This is a genomic window from Micromonospora sp. DT31 (assembly GCF_049841795.1).
In the GTDB taxonomy this organism is placed as follows: Bacteria; Actinomycetota; Actinomycetes; order Mycobacteriales; family Micromonosporaceae; genus Micromonospora.
Window position 1 is genome coordinate 492,974 of sequence record NZ_JBNCKZ010000001.1, and the last position, 13,371, is coordinate 506,344.

The 13,371-nt window shown below is 74.6% G+C and carries 13 protein-coding genes; 9 read left to right on the forward strand and 4 right to left on the reverse strand.

Going from position 1 to position 13,371, the window contains the following annotated elements; translation table 11 throughout:
- The first annotated feature begins 69 nt into the window (after positions 1 to 69).
- The 4 genes from ACLQ2X_RS02090 to ACLQ2X_RS02105 all read left to right on the forward strand — a co-directional run bounded on the left by ACLQ2X_RS02090 (position 70) and on the right by ACLQ2X_RS02105 (position 4,590).
- Complete coding sequence (locus tag ACLQ2X_RS02090; RefSeq protein WP_425679182.1) at positions 70 to 1,131, forward strand: cytochrome P450; 1,062 nt, start codon at positions 70 to 72, stop codon at positions 1,129 to 1,131.
- The gene (locus tag ACLQ2X_RS02095) at positions 1,128 to 1,922 is read left to right on the forward strand and encodes an isocitrate lyase/PEP mutase family protein (RefSeq protein WP_425679183.1); all 795 of its coding nucleotides are present in this window, start codon (positions 1,128 to 1,130) and stop codon (positions 1,920 to 1,922) included. Before ACLQ2X_RS02090 ends, ACLQ2X_RS02095 begins: the two co-directional genes overlap by 4 nt.
- A gap of 102 nt (positions 1,923 to 2,024) precedes the next feature.
- Positions 2,025 to 2,975 carry a hypothetical protein gene (locus ACLQ2X_RS02100; RefSeq protein WP_425679184.1) on the forward strand — a complete coding sequence of 317 codons (951 nt, stop codon included), beginning with the start codon at positions 2,025 to 2,027 and terminating at the stop codon, positions 2,973 to 2,975.
- A gap of 4 nt (positions 2,976 to 2,979) precedes the next feature.
- Entirely contained in the window at positions 2,980 to 4,590 is a 1,611-nt protein-coding gene (locus ACLQ2X_RS02105) for an asparagine synthetase B family protein (RefSeq protein WP_425679185.1), read from the forward strand.
- A 6-nt stretch (positions 4,591 to 4,596) separates the two neighbouring features.
- Here ACLQ2X_RS02105 and ACLQ2X_RS02110 read toward each other — a convergent pair whose 3' ends face one another.
- A complete protein-coding gene (locus ACLQ2X_RS02110; protein ID WP_425679186.1) occupies positions 4,597 to 5,472 on the reverse strand; it encodes a transglutaminase domain-containing protein in 876 nt (291 codons plus the stop codon).
- Between the two features lie 276 nt (positions 5,473 to 5,748).
- Here ACLQ2X_RS02110 and ACLQ2X_RS02115 point away from each other — a divergent pair, with 276 nt between their 5' ends.
- Both ACLQ2X_RS02115 and ACLQ2X_RS02120 read left to right on the forward strand, forming a co-directional pair.
- Positions 5,749 to 5,883 carry a DUF1203 domain-containing protein gene (locus ACLQ2X_RS02115; RefSeq protein ID WP_425679187.1) on the forward strand — a complete coding sequence of 45 codons (135 nt, stop codon included), beginning with the start codon at positions 5,749 to 5,751 and terminating at the stop codon, positions 5,881 to 5,883.
- A 48-nt stretch (positions 5,884 to 5,931) separates the two neighbouring features.
- Positions 5,932 to 6,924, forward strand: a complete 993-nt coding sequence (locus ACLQ2X_RS02120) for a linear amide C-N hydrolase (protein WP_425679188.1) — start codon at positions 5,932 to 5,934, stop codon at positions 6,922 to 6,924.
- 39 nt (positions 6,925 to 6,963) lie between these two features.
- On the opposite strand, the gene ACLQ2X_RS02125 is transcribed toward ACLQ2X_RS02120, so the two are convergent.
- Both ACLQ2X_RS02125 and ACLQ2X_RS02130 read right to left on the reverse strand, forming a co-directional pair.
- Complete coding sequence (locus ACLQ2X_RS02125) at positions 6,964 to 7,578, reverse strand: HD domain-containing protein (protein WP_425679189.1); 615 nt, start codon at positions 7,576 to 7,578, stop codon at positions 6,964 to 6,966.
- An 83-nt stretch (positions 7,579 to 7,661) separates the two neighbouring features.
- Complete coding sequence (locus tag ACLQ2X_RS02130; RefSeq protein ID WP_425679190.1) at positions 7,662 to 9,119, reverse strand: LVIVD repeat-containing protein; 1,458 nt, start codon at positions 9,117 to 9,119, stop codon at positions 7,662 to 7,664.
- A 139-nt stretch (positions 9,120 to 9,258) separates the two neighbouring features.
- Between ACLQ2X_RS02130 and ACLQ2X_RS02135 the strand changes: the two genes are divergently transcribed.
- Positions 9,259 to 9,954, forward strand: a complete 696-nt coding sequence (locus ACLQ2X_RS02135) for a DUF305 domain-containing protein (RefSeq protein WP_425679191.1) — start codon at positions 9,259 to 9,261, stop codon at positions 9,952 to 9,954.
- A gap of 32 nt (positions 9,955 to 9,986) precedes the next feature.
- Here ACLQ2X_RS02135 and ACLQ2X_RS02140 read toward each other — a convergent pair whose 3' ends face one another.
- Positions 9,987 to 11,375 (reverse strand): protein kinase domain-containing protein, encoded by a 1,389-nt coding sequence (locus ACLQ2X_RS02140; RefSeq protein ID WP_425679192.1) that lies wholly within the window; start codon positions 11,373 to 11,375, stop codon positions 9,987 to 9,989.
- 503 nt (positions 11,376 to 11,878) lie between these two features.
- Here ACLQ2X_RS02140 and ACLQ2X_RS02145 point away from each other — a divergent pair.
- A complete protein-coding gene (locus ACLQ2X_RS02145; RefSeq protein ID WP_425679193.1) occupies positions 11,879 to 12,514 on the forward strand; it encodes an RNA polymerase sigma factor in 636 nt (211 codons plus the stop codon).
- A gap of 19 nt (positions 12,515 to 12,533) precedes the next feature.
- Positions 12,534 to 13,223, forward strand: a complete 690-nt coding sequence (locus ACLQ2X_RS02150; protein WP_425679194.1) for a hypothetical protein — start codon at positions 12,534 to 12,536, stop codon at positions 13,221 to 13,223.
- The last annotated feature ends 148 nt before the right edge of the window (positions 13,224 to 13,371 follow it).

Below are 13,371 nucleotides of genomic sequence, written 5' to 3' on the forward strand. Positions count from 1 at the left end.
GCCGTCTCCGTGACGGGGCGGGCGGATCGTTCGGTCCGGACCGAACTGTTCGCGCCCTACGGTCGGGCGATGGACCTACCGACGATCACGGCCGCTCCGGACACCCCGCCGTGCGGGCCGCCGACCCTCGGTGACGACGGCTGGGTCGTCACCCGGCACGCGGACGTCGTCGCCGCCCTCACCGATCCCCGCTGCGTGGTGCCACCCACCCCGGCGCCGGACCCGTCCGGTCCGGCCGGGTCCCGACCGGGCGGGACGGGCGGCGGGTTGGCGTGGCTGCGCGCCACGGTGAGCCGGTTCAGTGCGCCGGACCGGCATGCCGCGCGCCGGGCGATCGGGGTGGCCGCACTCGACACACTCGCCCCACCCGACCTGTGCCGCGCCGCCGCCCGGCTGACCGGGCAGACCCTCGACCGCCATGTCGTCGGGCCGCGCCGTGACCGGGAGGTCGACGTGATGGCCGAGATCGCCCGGCGTGTCCCGCTCGTGGTGCTGGCGGAGCGGCTCGACCTGGCCGACCCGGCGGCGGCCGTCGCGGAGGTGGCCGCGGTGGCCGCCGCCTACCACCCGGGTGCGCAGCCGGCGGCCGTCCGGCGGGCCGACGCGGCGGTGGCCGCGCTGCTGGCCATGTCGCCGCCGGCGCCGCCCGAGGTGGCCGCGAACCGGCTCGGCCTGCTGGTGCAGGCCGCCGACGCCACCGCCGGGCTGATCGGCGGGGCGGTGCGGCACGGGCTCACCGCGCCGGACGGTCTCGCCACGGCCGCGTTGCTCGCCGAGGTGCTGCGCCTGGACCCCCCGGTACGGGCCACCCGCCGGGTCGCCGCCGACCCGCTGGGTCTGGGCGGCCGGACCGTGCGCGCGGGTGAACCGCTGCTGCTGCGGTTCGACGCCGCCAACCGCGACCCGGCCGTCTTTACGTCTCCGGGCCGGTTCCGGGCCGACCGGGTGGGCGGGGCGCTGACCTTCGGCGCCGGCCCGCGCGGCTGCCCGGGACTGCGGCACGCTCTCGCCCTGGCCGTCGGCGTGGTCGACGTGCTGCGCCGCCGCTGCCGCCCGTCCGGCACGCCCGTGCGGGACGAGCGGCATCCGACGCTGCGCGTGCCGGCGCGCCTCGAGGTGGTCGTGCGATGACCGACCGGTACCGCGCGTTCCGTGCGTTGCACCGGCCCGGAGACCCGCTGTTCCTGCCGAACGCCTGGGACCACGCCTCCGCCGCCGCGCTCGCCGCCCGGGGTCACCCGGCGGTGGGCACGACGAGCCTGGGGGTGGCCGCAGCCGCCGGCCGGCCGGACGGGGCCGGGGCGACCCGCGCCGAGACCCTGGACCTGGCGCGTCGTCTGCGCTACCTGCCGGCGCTGCTCACCGTCGACGTGGAGGACGGCTTCGGCGACGACCCGGCGGCCGTGGCCGGTTTCGTGAGCGACCTCGCCGCGTTCGGCGTGGTCGGGGTGAACCTGGAGGACGGCCGTCGCGACGGCGGTCTCGCGCCGCCGGCGCAGGTCGCCGCCAAGATCTCGGCGGTACGCGCGGCGGCGCCGGGCGTCTTCGTCAACGCGCGCACCGACGCCTGGTGGCTGGGTGTGCCCTCGCCGCTGGACGAGGCGCGGCGACGGGCCGCGCTGTTCCGGCAGGCGGGTGCGGACGGGCTCTTCGTTCCCGGCGCGCCCGACGACCTGGTGGCGACGCTGGCGGCGGAGGTGGGGCTGCCGCTGAACGTGCTCTACCGGCCCGGCGGCCCCGACCCGGCCGCGTTGGGCCGGCTCGGAGCGGCCCGGGTGAGCACCGGCTCGCTGCTGTTCCGGGCGGCCCTCGGGACGGCGCTGCACCTGGTCGACGCGATCGGCGCCGGGCGGGACGGGGGCCTGCCCCCGGCTCCCGGATATGACGAGGTGCAGGGGCTGGCACGGCGGTTCGCCACCTGATCGGGCATTCTCGGCGGAGATGGGAGGGTTCACACCTCGCAGGTAATTACCGTGTGCGCAGGGTCAATCACACCGCGTCTTCATCGAGAGAGGGCGGAGACCATGCGAGTGCCAAGCCGCAGCCCCGGTCGCCAACCCGCCGCGCCCATCGCCCCGGCCCGCCGGGTCCCGGCCACCAGCCGGCGGCTCGGCGCCGCGCCGGACCTGCCCGCGTACCGGGCGGCGGTGGCGGACCTGCTGGTCGAGGTGGGCGCGCTGGCCGACGCGCCGTCGACCGCGGCCCGGCAGGTGCTGCTCGACCAGCGGCTGCGCGAACCGGCCATCGCCGCCGTCCTCGACGCCACCCCGCAGGGGCTGATCGGCGCCCGGGAGACGCTGCTGCTGGAGATGGCCCGCTACCAGCCCAGCGCGCGCAGCTCCGCGCAGGACCTCACCGCGCTGGTCCGCATCTACCTGCTGTCCCGCATCGACGTGCTGTGGTGGCGGGACAGCCAAAGCTTCCTCACCGACGACCAGGTCCGCACCAGCACCGAACTTGTCGACCTGGAATGGTTGCGCCGCCGCGGGCTGGTCGAGTTCTGCTACCAGGAACAACCCGCCACCGTGCTGGGTCGGGGGATGCGCGCGGTCCAGCGGCGGTTGCGTCCCGGCGCCGCCCCGCACACCGCCGGCCTGCTGTTCCGCCGTGCCCGCCGGGAGATGATCGCGTACCTCAACGACCTGGCCCGGGAGTTCGCCGCCGTCACCCCGCCCGCCACCCCGCCGCTCTGGGTCACCAGCCTCGCCCGCAGCGCCGAGCACCAGCACCGGCTGCGCCGCCTCGGGTACGCGGCGATGGTGCCCAGCGGGCACTGCCTGGGTTGGGCGGCCGACGTCGAGCTGGACTGGTACGGGCGCTTCGGCGCCCGGGGCGCGCTGGCCGGGCTGCTCCTGGCCCGCCAGGAAGCCGGCGAGATCAACGTGGTCGACGAGGGGCAGGCGTGGCACCTGTGCCTCGCGCCGGCCGCCCGCGGCCGGTTCCGGCGGGCGTACGAGGTCGAGATGGGGGTGTGACCCGGTGTGCGGGATCGCGCTGAGCATCGGCCCGGAGGCCGACCCGGCCACCTTCCGGCGGATGCTCGCCGCCCTCGCGGCGCGCGGTGAGGTGACCGGCACCCGCCAGGAGAAGGGCCTGCTCGCCGGCGTACGACGGCTGCGGATCGTGGACCGGGAACGGTCCACCCAGCCGTGGATGTCGCCGGACGAGCGGTACCTGCTCTGCTTCAACGGCGAGATCTTCAACCACCACGAACTGCGCGTCGAGCTGACCCGGCTCGGCCACCCGTTCCGCACCACCGGGGACACCGAGGTCGTGCTCGCCGCGTTCCGGCAGTGGGGCGGCGACGCGGTGCGCCGGCTGCGCGGGGAGTACGCGTTCGTGGTGGTCGACCGCGACGGCGGCCGGGCCTACCTGGCCCGGGACCCGCTCGGCGTCAAACCGCTGTACTGGGCCGGCGTGCCGGGCTGCCTGCACCTCGCCTCCGAGGTCAAGGCGCTGGTCGGGCACGGCGCGCCGATCGGCGAGGTGCCACCCGGGCACCACGGCTGGGTCGAGCCGGACCGGCCGGTGCGGCTGCGCCCGCATGTCGACCTGCTCACCCTCGGCGACGGCCTGCCGGTGATCGACGACCCGGAGGAGGCCGCCCTGCTGGTCCGGGTGGCGCTCACCGACGCCATGCGGACCCGGCTGGACACCGACCTCACCGTCGGGGTGGTGCTCTCCGGCGGGCTGGACAGCTCGCTGGCGCTGCTGCACGCCCGGGAACTGCACCCGGACTGCGTGGCGGTGACCATCGGCGTGCCGGACAGTCCGGACGTGGCGTACGCCCGTCGACTCGCCGCCGACCTCGGCGTGCCGCACGAGGTGATCGCGCTGCGCCCCCGCGACATCCGGCTGGCCGATGTGCGCGAGGCGATCCGGATCTCCGAGTTGACCGAGTACGGCGACATCATCAACGCGGTGGTCTCGGTGCCGATCTTCCGGCGGCTGCGCGAGCTGGGCGTGAAGGTGGTGCTCACCGGCGACGGCTCGGACGAGCTGTTCGGCGGCTACCCGATGTACCACCAGGTCGGGCCGCAGCGCTCCCGCCGGCTGTTCCTGCACAGGATCCGCAATCTGTGCCGGACCGAGCTGCAACGGGTGGACCGGGCCAGCATGGCCCACGGCGTGGAGGCGCGGGTGCCGTTCCTCGACCTCAGTGTCGTCGAACTGGCCATGCGGCTGCCGCTGGACCTGAAGCTGCGCGACGGGCAGGAGAAGTGGATCGTCCGGCGGGCCTTCGCCGACCTGCTGCCCGAGTACGTCCGGCAGCGGCCGAAGAACCCGATGTCGTACTCGTCGGGGCTGCACGAGCGGACCCGGCTCTACAAGCCGCTGTTCGCCCGGCTGCACCGCTCCTTCGGCTACGACCTGCTCGAACCGGTCCGGCGGGACTTCGACAGCGTGCTCACCAGGTGCGGCAACGACCTCGGCCGGGCCATCGCCGAGGGCATGGCCCGGCCGGACTACACCATGCTGGAGCACGCCCGGGACCTGATCGGCGCGGCCCGGTGGAACGCCGCGCCGGTGGTCCGGCGAGTGGTCAACCCGCGCCGCACCCGCGGCGACGAGGCGCCCCTGCCTGGGTGAGCACGGTCAGCGACGCAGGTCCACCTCGGCGCTCCGGCCGGTGACCGGATCGAGGCTGTCGACCGTTTCGCCGGGACGCAGCCGGGCGTCCGAGGCGTACCGGCGGGCCAGTTCCCGCTCGGCGGCGGTGTCGCCGCGGTCGGCGGCGAGCAGCAGCGTGGCGACCTCGTCGACGAGCGTGAGGTCGGCGTCGGCCAGGTCGTCGGTCATCGCACCGAACCTGTCCCAGAGCAGCACCTCGTCCCTGTGCCGGTGGGCGAGCTCCAGCAGCACGTAGTCGTGGACGAGCCAGTCGCCCCGGATCGGCAGCGAAGGGTCCACCCCGTAGCGGTCAGGATCGATCCGCCCCGCCCGGTACGCCAGCCACACCCGGGCCGCCGAGTCGAAGTGCCCCGCCTCCGGGTCGATGTCGTAGCCGTCGAACGGCCGGTCGCCGGCCGGGTCCAGCTCCGGGTCGGACCAGACCCAGCGCCGGCCGTCCCACCACTCCGCCAGCACGTGGTCGTGGTGCCAGCCGGGCACGAAGTAGCTCGCGAAACCGACCCGGCTGCGCGCCGGCACGCCGTGCCGGCGCAGCGCGGCGACCGTGAACAGCGTGTGGTCCCGGCAGCAGCCGGCGACCCGTTCCGCCGGCGGACGCGGCTCGGTCAGCGGCTTCGGGAACCGGGACTGGTCGGTGTCGAGGATCCGGTCCAGCCAGCGCAGGTTCACCTCGGCGCTGCGGTCCTCGGGCAGCGCGACGCCACCGGCCCGGTAGTGGATGATCACGTTGCGGGCGGTCGCCGCGATGGTGTCCAGGTCGGCGGGAACCGCGTCCAGCAGTGCCGCGTGCCGGCGGGGATCGCTGTACGGGGAGTGGGTGCGGTACGCGTCGATGTCCATCCGGCCATAGTCCGCGCCGGCCGTGCGGCACGGCCAGCCCGCTGCCGAGATTCCAGGTCCGATCGCCGCCAGCGCCGCCGCCCGACCCGGGTCAGGCTGGCACCGTGACGACCACACCCATTGCGTTCCTGATCCGGCCGCTGCCCGCCGGGACGCTCACCGACCTGCGGCGTACCGGCCGCGACGCCGGCGGGCAGCCGCCCGAGCACCACGGCGCCGTCGGTGGCGAGCTGCTGCGCTGCTGCCTGCGCGACGCCCGTCCGCCGCGGTCGCATCGTGGGCGGACGGCGACACGACGGTGGCGCTCCGGAGACGGTGATCACGGAGCTGTTCGCCGACGCGGCGGTGGATCTCCTGCACAGCCGCAACGTGGTCCACGGCTGCTGGATGTTCGCTGTCGGGCCCGGCTGACCAGTTCCCCGATGGACATTCGCCGGTGCCTCTTCTAGCGTCGCTGCCATGCGGAGGACTCTCATCGCCGGCGGGCTCGCGCTGCTCCTGCTCGGCACGGCCTGCGGGGAGAGCCGCCGGTCCGACCCGCCGGCCGCGGCTGGGTCGCCGACCGCCTCCCGGCAGGACGCGGGGCAGGTCGAGCGGACGCTCGGCAGCCTGCGCAAGGTCGACGACCTGCCGCTGTACGAGATGACCTACCACGGCGACTACGACCCGACCGCCGGGGTGGCCGGGGCGACGCCGCCGAGCCCGTTCGGCTGCTCACTGTTCGCCGCGCTGGCCGACCGCGCCCGCCCGCTGTTCGCCCGCAACTTCGACTGGGAGCCGAACCCGGCGCTGGTGCTGCGCACCGACCCGCCGGACGGGTACGCCTCGATCTCCCTGGTGGACGTCTCCTACCTGGGCGTCGGCGCGGACCCGGCGGGGGACCGGCGGCTGCTGGACGCGCCGCTGCTGCCGTTCGACGGGATGAACGAGCGGGGCCTCGCGGTGGGGCTGGCCGCCGACGACGGGGCGCGCGCCGAGCCGGTGCCCGGGCGTCCCAAGGTGGGTTCGGTGCGCATCATGCGCCTGGTGCTGGACTCGGCCGCCACGGTGGACGAGGCGGTCGCCGTGTTCCAGCGGTACAACCTGGACTTCGACGGCGGGCCGCCGCTGCACTACCTGCTCGCCGACGCGACCGGCGCGTCCGCCGTGGTGGAGTTCGTCGACGGCAAGCTGACGGTGGACCGGCGGCGCGGCCCGTGGCAGGCGCTGACGAACGTGCCCGCGGTCGGTGTGCCGGACCGGCAGTTGCGCCAGGACCGCCGCTACGGGGTGCTGGCCAAGGAGTTGGACCGCACCGGCGGGGTGCTCGACGCCGCCGGTGCGCTGCGACTGCTCGACGAGGTACGCCAGTCGCACACCCGCTGGTCGGTGACGTACGGGTTGCGCGGCGGCGAGGTGCGTCTGGTCACCGCGGGCGGTGGCGTCCGGGACTACCGCCTGCCGATGAGCTGACCACGACCGGGGGCACCCGACCGGGGCAGCGGCACCTCGTCAGGTGATCGGCTGGCGGTGGCGGCGGGCGAGCGCGGGCAGGTCCGGCTCGCCGAACCGCTCGACCAGGGCCGCGAAGCGGTCGACCTTGTCCACGCCGAAGCGCCGCACGGTCACCGAGTAGGCGGCGGCGGAGACGAACGTGGGCGGCGTCGTCTTGCTGTGGAACTTGTCGGCGTACATCACGAGGTGCTCCTCGGCGGTGCCCGCCGTGTAGTCGGCGACCGGGATCGGCAGGCTCTGCCGGCGTACGTCCTGGCGGGTGATGCCGACCCCGGTGTGCCGGGAGCAGAACCGGGCGATCGACTCGGGCAGCCCTGCCTGCCGCAGCAGCGCGTGGCCGAGCACGCCGTGCCGGACGTAGTTCTCCTGGTCGATCCGCCCGTGGGCGTCGTAGAGGCGGTAGACCCCGACATCGTGCAGCAGGCTGCCTGCCCGGACGAGGGCGACGTCCAGACCCCCGCCGCTGCGGTCGAGCAACTGTTCAGCGAGGTCGCAGACGATCCGGCAGTGGGTCCAGACGAGCCGCATCGCCTGGCGGCTCGGCGCGAACCGTTCGTGCAACGCGCGGATCTGCGCGTCGCTCGGCACCGCCGTCCGGTGGTCGACAGTCATGGTGGGTGTCCGCTCCTGTCCCCGGAATCGCCACGGGCCCGGCGCCCCCGCGGGGGACACCGGGCCCGGTGACGGTCAGCGGATCACCAGCTCAGGTAGCCCGCCTGGGTCTGCACGTTCAGCTCGGGCACCCGGTGGAACTGGGCGAGCCAGGTACGCGGGTCACGCAGCTCCAGCACGTCCAGTCCCTTCTGGATGTCACTGGAGTAGATGTGGCCGTTGTACCAGTAGGCCGACCAGGAACCGGCGGTGCGCAACTGGTTGGCGTCCAGCGGCCCGCGCTCCCAGTAGGCGATCTCCTCGGGGGCGCGGGAGTCGGTGAAGTCCCACACCGAGATGCCGCCCTGGTACCAGGCCTGCACCATGATGTCGCGGCCGGGCACGGGGATCAGCGAGCCGTTGTGGGCCACGCAGTTCTCCGTGTCGGCGTTGACCCGGGGGATCTTGAAGTAGCTGCGGAACTCCAGCTTGCGGGCGTCGCCGCGGCCGGTGATGTCGTAGATGGCGTCCGCGCCGCGGTTCGGCCCGACCTGCTCGTTGCACGTCGCACCGCTGCCGCCGCCCAGCTCGTCGGTGAAGACGACCTTGGTGCCGGAGTTGTTGAACGTGGCGGAGTGCCAGAACGCGAAGTTCTCGGCGTCGGTGACCCGTTCGATCACCCGCGGCGCCTCCCGGTCGGCGATGTTCAGCAGGACGCCGTCACCCATGCACGCGCCCGCGGCCAGGTCCTTCGCCGGGTAGGCGGTGATGTCGTGGCACCCGGTGGTGGCCGACGACTGCCCCGGGATGCCCGGGTAGCCGCCGTCCGGGAACAGGTTCGGCGTGGCGACCACCGAGGCGGTGGTGGGGTTCTTCACCGGCACCTTGACGATGGAGATGGAGTCGTGCGGGGGTTGGCAGTCCGGGAACTCCGCGCGCGGGCTGTACGAGGAGACGTACAGGTAGACGTTGCGCTTGTCCTTGCCCGGCACCAGTGTGTGGGTGTGCGAGCCGCACGCCGTCTCGACCGACTTGATGTAGCGCGGGTTGCGCTTGTCGCGGATGTCGAAGATCTTGATGCCCTCCCACGACTCCTTCACCGACGCCGACTGGGTGGTGCTGGCGCAGGAGTCGTCGTTGCGGGAGGTGTCGGTGGACAGGAATAGCAGGTTGCCGTACACCGAGATGTCGTTCTGCGAGCCGGGGCAGAGCACCTGCGACACGATCGTCGGGCGACTCGGCCGGGCCACGTCGTAGATGACGAACCCGTCGTAGTTGCCGGCGAACGCGTACCGACCCTGAAAGGCGATGTCGGTGCCGAGGGCGGCCAACGTGTCGAACGGGGCCTGCTTCGGCAGGTTCGCCACCTGGCGCAGGTTGGGGCTGCTGGAGATCTCGTCGACACCGGGGACGGCATTGTCCACGGTGGCCGGCGCGGCCTGGGGGGCGGCCTGCGCGACCTCCTGTGCGCTGCTCGGCGGCGCGGCGATGATGCCGGTGAGCAGCAGACCGGCGGCGGCGACGCTGACCGTGCGGGTGCGGGACGTGCGGATGCTGATCACCGGGGAACACCCTTCGAAAGGGGATGATGATTCGTCACACCCTACCGATTTGAGACGGTCATCAATGTGACCCAGGTCACATGAGGGGAGATTCGTCTATGGTTAGGATCGCTGTCACCTTGACCGGAGGGAGCGCCGTATGACCGGCCGGCAGGCGCGTGTGTGGTCCGCCGTCACAGCGCTTGTGGTGTTCGCCGTGCTCGGTGCCCTGGCGTTGACCGGGCGGGAGGACGCCGCTCCGACAGCGGCCGTGGCCAGCCCCTCCGTCGCGGCGACGCCGGGCACCGGCCAGGTCGCCCCGGCGCCGCCGGTGCTGGCTCCCGGGCGTCCGGGGGAGCCGGCCGTCACCGGCCCGGCCGTGCCGGCGCGTGACGCCGCGCCCCGGTGGAACAGCCTCGACGTCTGGTACGTGCGGATGATGATCCCGCACCACGAGCAGGCGTTGGCCATGTCGGCGCTCGCCCCCGACCGGGCCGCCGACCGGCGGGTACGCGCGGTGGCCGACCGCATCCGTGCCGGCCAGGCGCCGGAGGTCGGCGTGCTGCGCGCCTGGCTCAGCAACCGCGGCCTGCCCGCGGACGTCCCGGGGCACGATCACGGCAGCATGCGCGGCATGCAGACGTCCGAGGCGATGCGGCGCCTCGCGGACGCCCGGGGCGCGGAGTTCGACCGGCTCTTCGTGCAGATGATGACCGATCACCACACCGGGGCGGTGGTCATGTCCACCGACCTGCTCAAGGTCGGTGTCGACCAGGCCATGCAGGAGTTCGCCAACGCGGTGGCCGTCGAGCAGACCGTCGAGATCAACCGCATGCGGACCCTGCTCGTTCCCTGACATTCCACGCCCGGCACGGTCGGGGCCGTGGGTCAGGGCTGTCCGCCGTTGCCGCCGCCGCCGTTACCGTCGTCTCCGCCGCCGACCGGAGCGGTCGTGGTCGGGTCGGCCACCGGCGGGGTGGTGGTCTCCGACACCGGCGGTGCGGTGGTGGGGGTGCCGGCGGGCGCGGTCGGGGCGGCGCTCGGCTCGTCGGACGGGCTCGGCTGGGCCGAGGCGCTGGGCGAGGTGCTCGGTGTTGCCGCGACCGAGGCCGACGGCCGGTCGCCGGGGCCGACCGGCCGGTAGGTGAAGTTGTCGTCCGATGTCGGCTCCACGGTGATCGCCGGGTCCGCCACCGGGTTGCTGGGCGCCACCGAGGGCGCAGTGGAGTCGATCTCCGTGGCCGGCTCGCCCGTGTCGTTGGCGGCGGCCACCAGCGCGCCGAGGGCGGTCATCGCCACCAGCACCGCGCCGAGCGCGCCGATGAGCGTCCCCCGCCGCCCCGGTCGCCGTGGCGTCGCCACCGCCGCACCCGGGCGGGCCGGTGGCTGATCGTTCGAGGCGCGTGCACCGCCGACCGCGCCGCGCAGCGCCACCGGCGTGGTGGGCGAGTCGGTACGCGCGGCCCGGGCTGCGTCCGCCATCGCCGCGGCGCTCGGGTAGCGGTCGGCCGGGTCCTTCGCCAGCGCCCTGGCCACCAGTTCGCGAACCGCCGGCGGGATCTCCGCGGGCAGCTCCGGCGGCTCGTCGTCGAGGTGGCGCACGGCCACCTGGAGCGGGTTGTCGCCGGTGAACGGCGGACCGCCGGTGAGGCAGCAGTAGGCGACCGCGCCGAGCGCGTACACGTCGGTGGCCCCCGAGACGGGACGGCCGGCGGCCTGTTCCGGCGCCATGTAGAGGGCGGTGCCGGGCACCGCGTTCGTGCTGGTGATGCTGGTGACGTTGGTCGAGCGGGCCACGCCGAAGTCGACCAGGACCACCGTCCCGTCGTCCTGCACGAGCAGGTTGCTCGGCTTGACGTCGCGGTGGACGATGCCCCGTCCGTGCGCGGCGTGCAGCGCCTGCGCCACCTGGGCCACGATCGACATGGTCTCGGCGACCTCGAGGCGACCGGCGGATTCGATCCGTCGCGACAGCGGCTCCCCGGCGACGAACTCCATCACCAGGTAGTCGGCCCGACCACCGCCGGGCAGCTCGTCCTCGCCGCAGTCGAAGACCTGGACCACGCCGGGATGACGCAGCGAGGCCATGATCCGCGCCTCGGCGCGGAAGCGGGCGATGAAGTCGGGATCGGAGACCAGCGCGGGCAGCAGCACCTTCACCGCGACCGACCGGCCGAGCACCAGGTCCTTGGCACGCCAGACGTCGCCCATGCCGCCGGTGGCGACACGGTCATCCAGGCGGTACCGACCGCTGAGTACGACGTCTGAGGACAGCACCCCCATACCGTACCCACAGTGGGCGCGAAGTATTTCCGGCGAAGTCGTCCGCGTCGGCGGCCGAGCGGTTCCGGCCGGCTCACCCGCACGGTCGGCACCGGCGCTGCCGGTAGGCTCACCGTGACGGCTCCGGCACGAGCGGCCAGAAAGTGATCCCCAGGCCCCGGGTGTCCACTTCCCGGGACGCCATCCCTCCCGCACCGGCCCGTCGCGGCGGCCGGCGGGTGACCCGCGTTACATCGACACGCCGCCGGCGCGGGTAGACATTTCTCTCTGTTTTCCGGTCCGTCCGACCCTTGCCGGCCCCCCGATCGGCCCGACTGCGGGCGGTCCCCCTGCGCCGGTACGGTATGTCCGCCAGCCGCGTACCGTACGGCCGGGTTCATGGCGCATCGCGTGCTCGCGGGCGCCCGATCAGCTCACGGGGGGCGAGTGCGGATGGCGGTGTGGCCACTGGCTCCCCTACCCGTCCGGCCCGCGACGGTGGCCCCCCGGCGGCGCCGGTGACCGCCGACCTGAACGAGACGGTCGTCGCGGCGCAGGCCGGCGACGAGGAGGCGTTCCGCTTCCTCTACCGCACCCTGCAGCCGGCCCTGCTGCGCTATCTGACCGCACTTGTCGGCGCCGACGCCGAGGACGTCGCCTCGGAGGCGTGGCTGCAGATCTCCCGCGACCTGCCCTCGTTCAGCGGCGGCGAGTTCCGCGCCTGGGCCGTCACGATCGCCCGGAACCGGGCCATGGACCACCTGCGCCGGCAACGACGGCGACCCTCGATCCCGGTGCCGGTCCAGGCGCTCAGCGAACTGGCCGCCGACGTCGACACCGCCGACCGGGCGGGCGAGGCCATCGCCACCGAGAGCGCGCTGGCGCTGATCCGTACGCTGCCGCCGGCCGAGGCGGAGGCCGTGATGCTGCGCGCGGTCATCGGCCTCGACGCGGAGACCGCCGGGCGGGTCCTCGGCCGGCGGGCCGGGGCGGTGCGCACCGCGGCGCACCGCGGCCTGCGCCGGCTGGCGACCATGCTGGAACGCTCGGCGGCGCCGCACGCGTCGGACGAGTCCGGTGATCCCGTCGCGCCCCGTCCCCGTACCGACCGCCAGGTGCCGCACGCACCCGAGGCCGAGCCGGCGGAGGGCTGACGTGAGGGGAGACGACGGCATGCACGCTCGCCGGTCCGGCCGGCCCGCCGACCGGGCGGAGTCCGAACGCCTGCTCGACGCCGCGGCGACGCCCGCGGCTGATGCCGACCCGCTGGCCCGGCTGCTGGCGGCCGCCGCGGCCGCCCCGCCGGCCGGTACGCCGACCGCCGGCGAGGAGCAGGCCCTCGCCGCGTTCCGGGCGGCCCGGGCCGCGCCCGCCCCCGCGGTCGCCCGCCGCCGTCCGCGTCGGCGGCTGCGGGTCGCCGCCGCCCTGTCCGGCCTGGCCGCCACCACGGTGGCCGGGGTGGCGTTCGCCGCGGTTCGCCTCGACCGGCCCACCGAGCCGGTGCCGCCGCCGGCCACCAGCCGGCCGACCGGCGCCGCCCCGACGGAAGTCCCACCCGCCACCGGCCCCATCACCACCGACCCCTCGCCGGCGTCCACCGCACCGACCGGAGAGATGTCGCCCGCGACGCCGTCACCGACCCCCACCGCCCCGGTGGCCTCCGACCCGCCGCCGGCGGGCGACCGCGCGCTCGCCGGTCACTGCCGTGCCTACCTGGCCAAGTCCGAGCGGCAGCGGGAGAGGGCGTTGACCACGCCGGGCTTCGCCGATCTGGTGACCGCCGCCGGCGGCCCCGACCAGGTGGAGCGATTCTGCCGGGACCTGGTGGCCGCGCCGTCGGAGCCGGCGGACGAGGACGACTGAGCCTCCTGCGGCCGTCGGATTCCGGACAAAAATTCGTCCCGCTGGGCGGGCGGATCTCGTCTGCTAGACAGAGGATGGTGAGACGCGCGTCCCGTGCCCCCGCGCCGGGCGACGCGCGACCTCGTCGTCGCCCGCCGCCGAAGGAGGA

What these genes read in the sequence shown, in the direction of transcription:
- ACLQ2X_RS02100 (WP_425679184.1), top strand. Translation starts at nt 2,025, where the DNA reads ATGCGAGTGCCAAGCCGCAGCCCCGGTCGCCAACCCGCCGCGCCCATC.
- ACLQ2X_RS02090 (WP_425679182.1), top strand. Translation starts at nt 70, where the DNA reads ATGGACCTACCGACGATCACGGCCGCTCCGGACACCCCGCCGTGCGGG.
- ACLQ2X_RS02125 (WP_425679189.1), bottom strand. Translation starts at nt 7,578, where the DNA reads ATGACTGTCGACCACCGGACGGCGGTGCCGAGCGACGCGCAGATCCGC.
- ACLQ2X_RS02120 (WP_425679188.1), top strand. Translation starts at nt 5,932, where the DNA reads ATGCGGAGGACTCTCATCGCCGGCGGGCTCGCGCTGCTCCTGCTCGGC.
- ACLQ2X_RS02150 (WP_425679194.1), top strand. Translation starts at nt 12,534, where the DNA reads ATGCACGCTCGCCGGTCCGGCCGGCCCGCCGACCGGGCGGAGTCCGAA.
- ACLQ2X_RS02135 (WP_425679191.1), top strand. Translation starts at nt 9,259, where the DNA reads ATGACCGGCCGGCAGGCGCGTGTGTGGTCCGCCGTCACAGCGCTTGTG.
- ACLQ2X_RS02110 (WP_425679186.1), bottom strand. Translation starts at nt 5,472, where the DNA reads ATGGACATCGACGCGTACCGCACCCACTCCCCGTACAGCGATCCCCGC.
- ACLQ2X_RS02095 (WP_425679183.1), top strand. Translation starts at nt 1,128, where the DNA reads ATGACCGACCGGTACCGCGCGTTCCGTGCGTTGCACCGGCCCGGAGAC.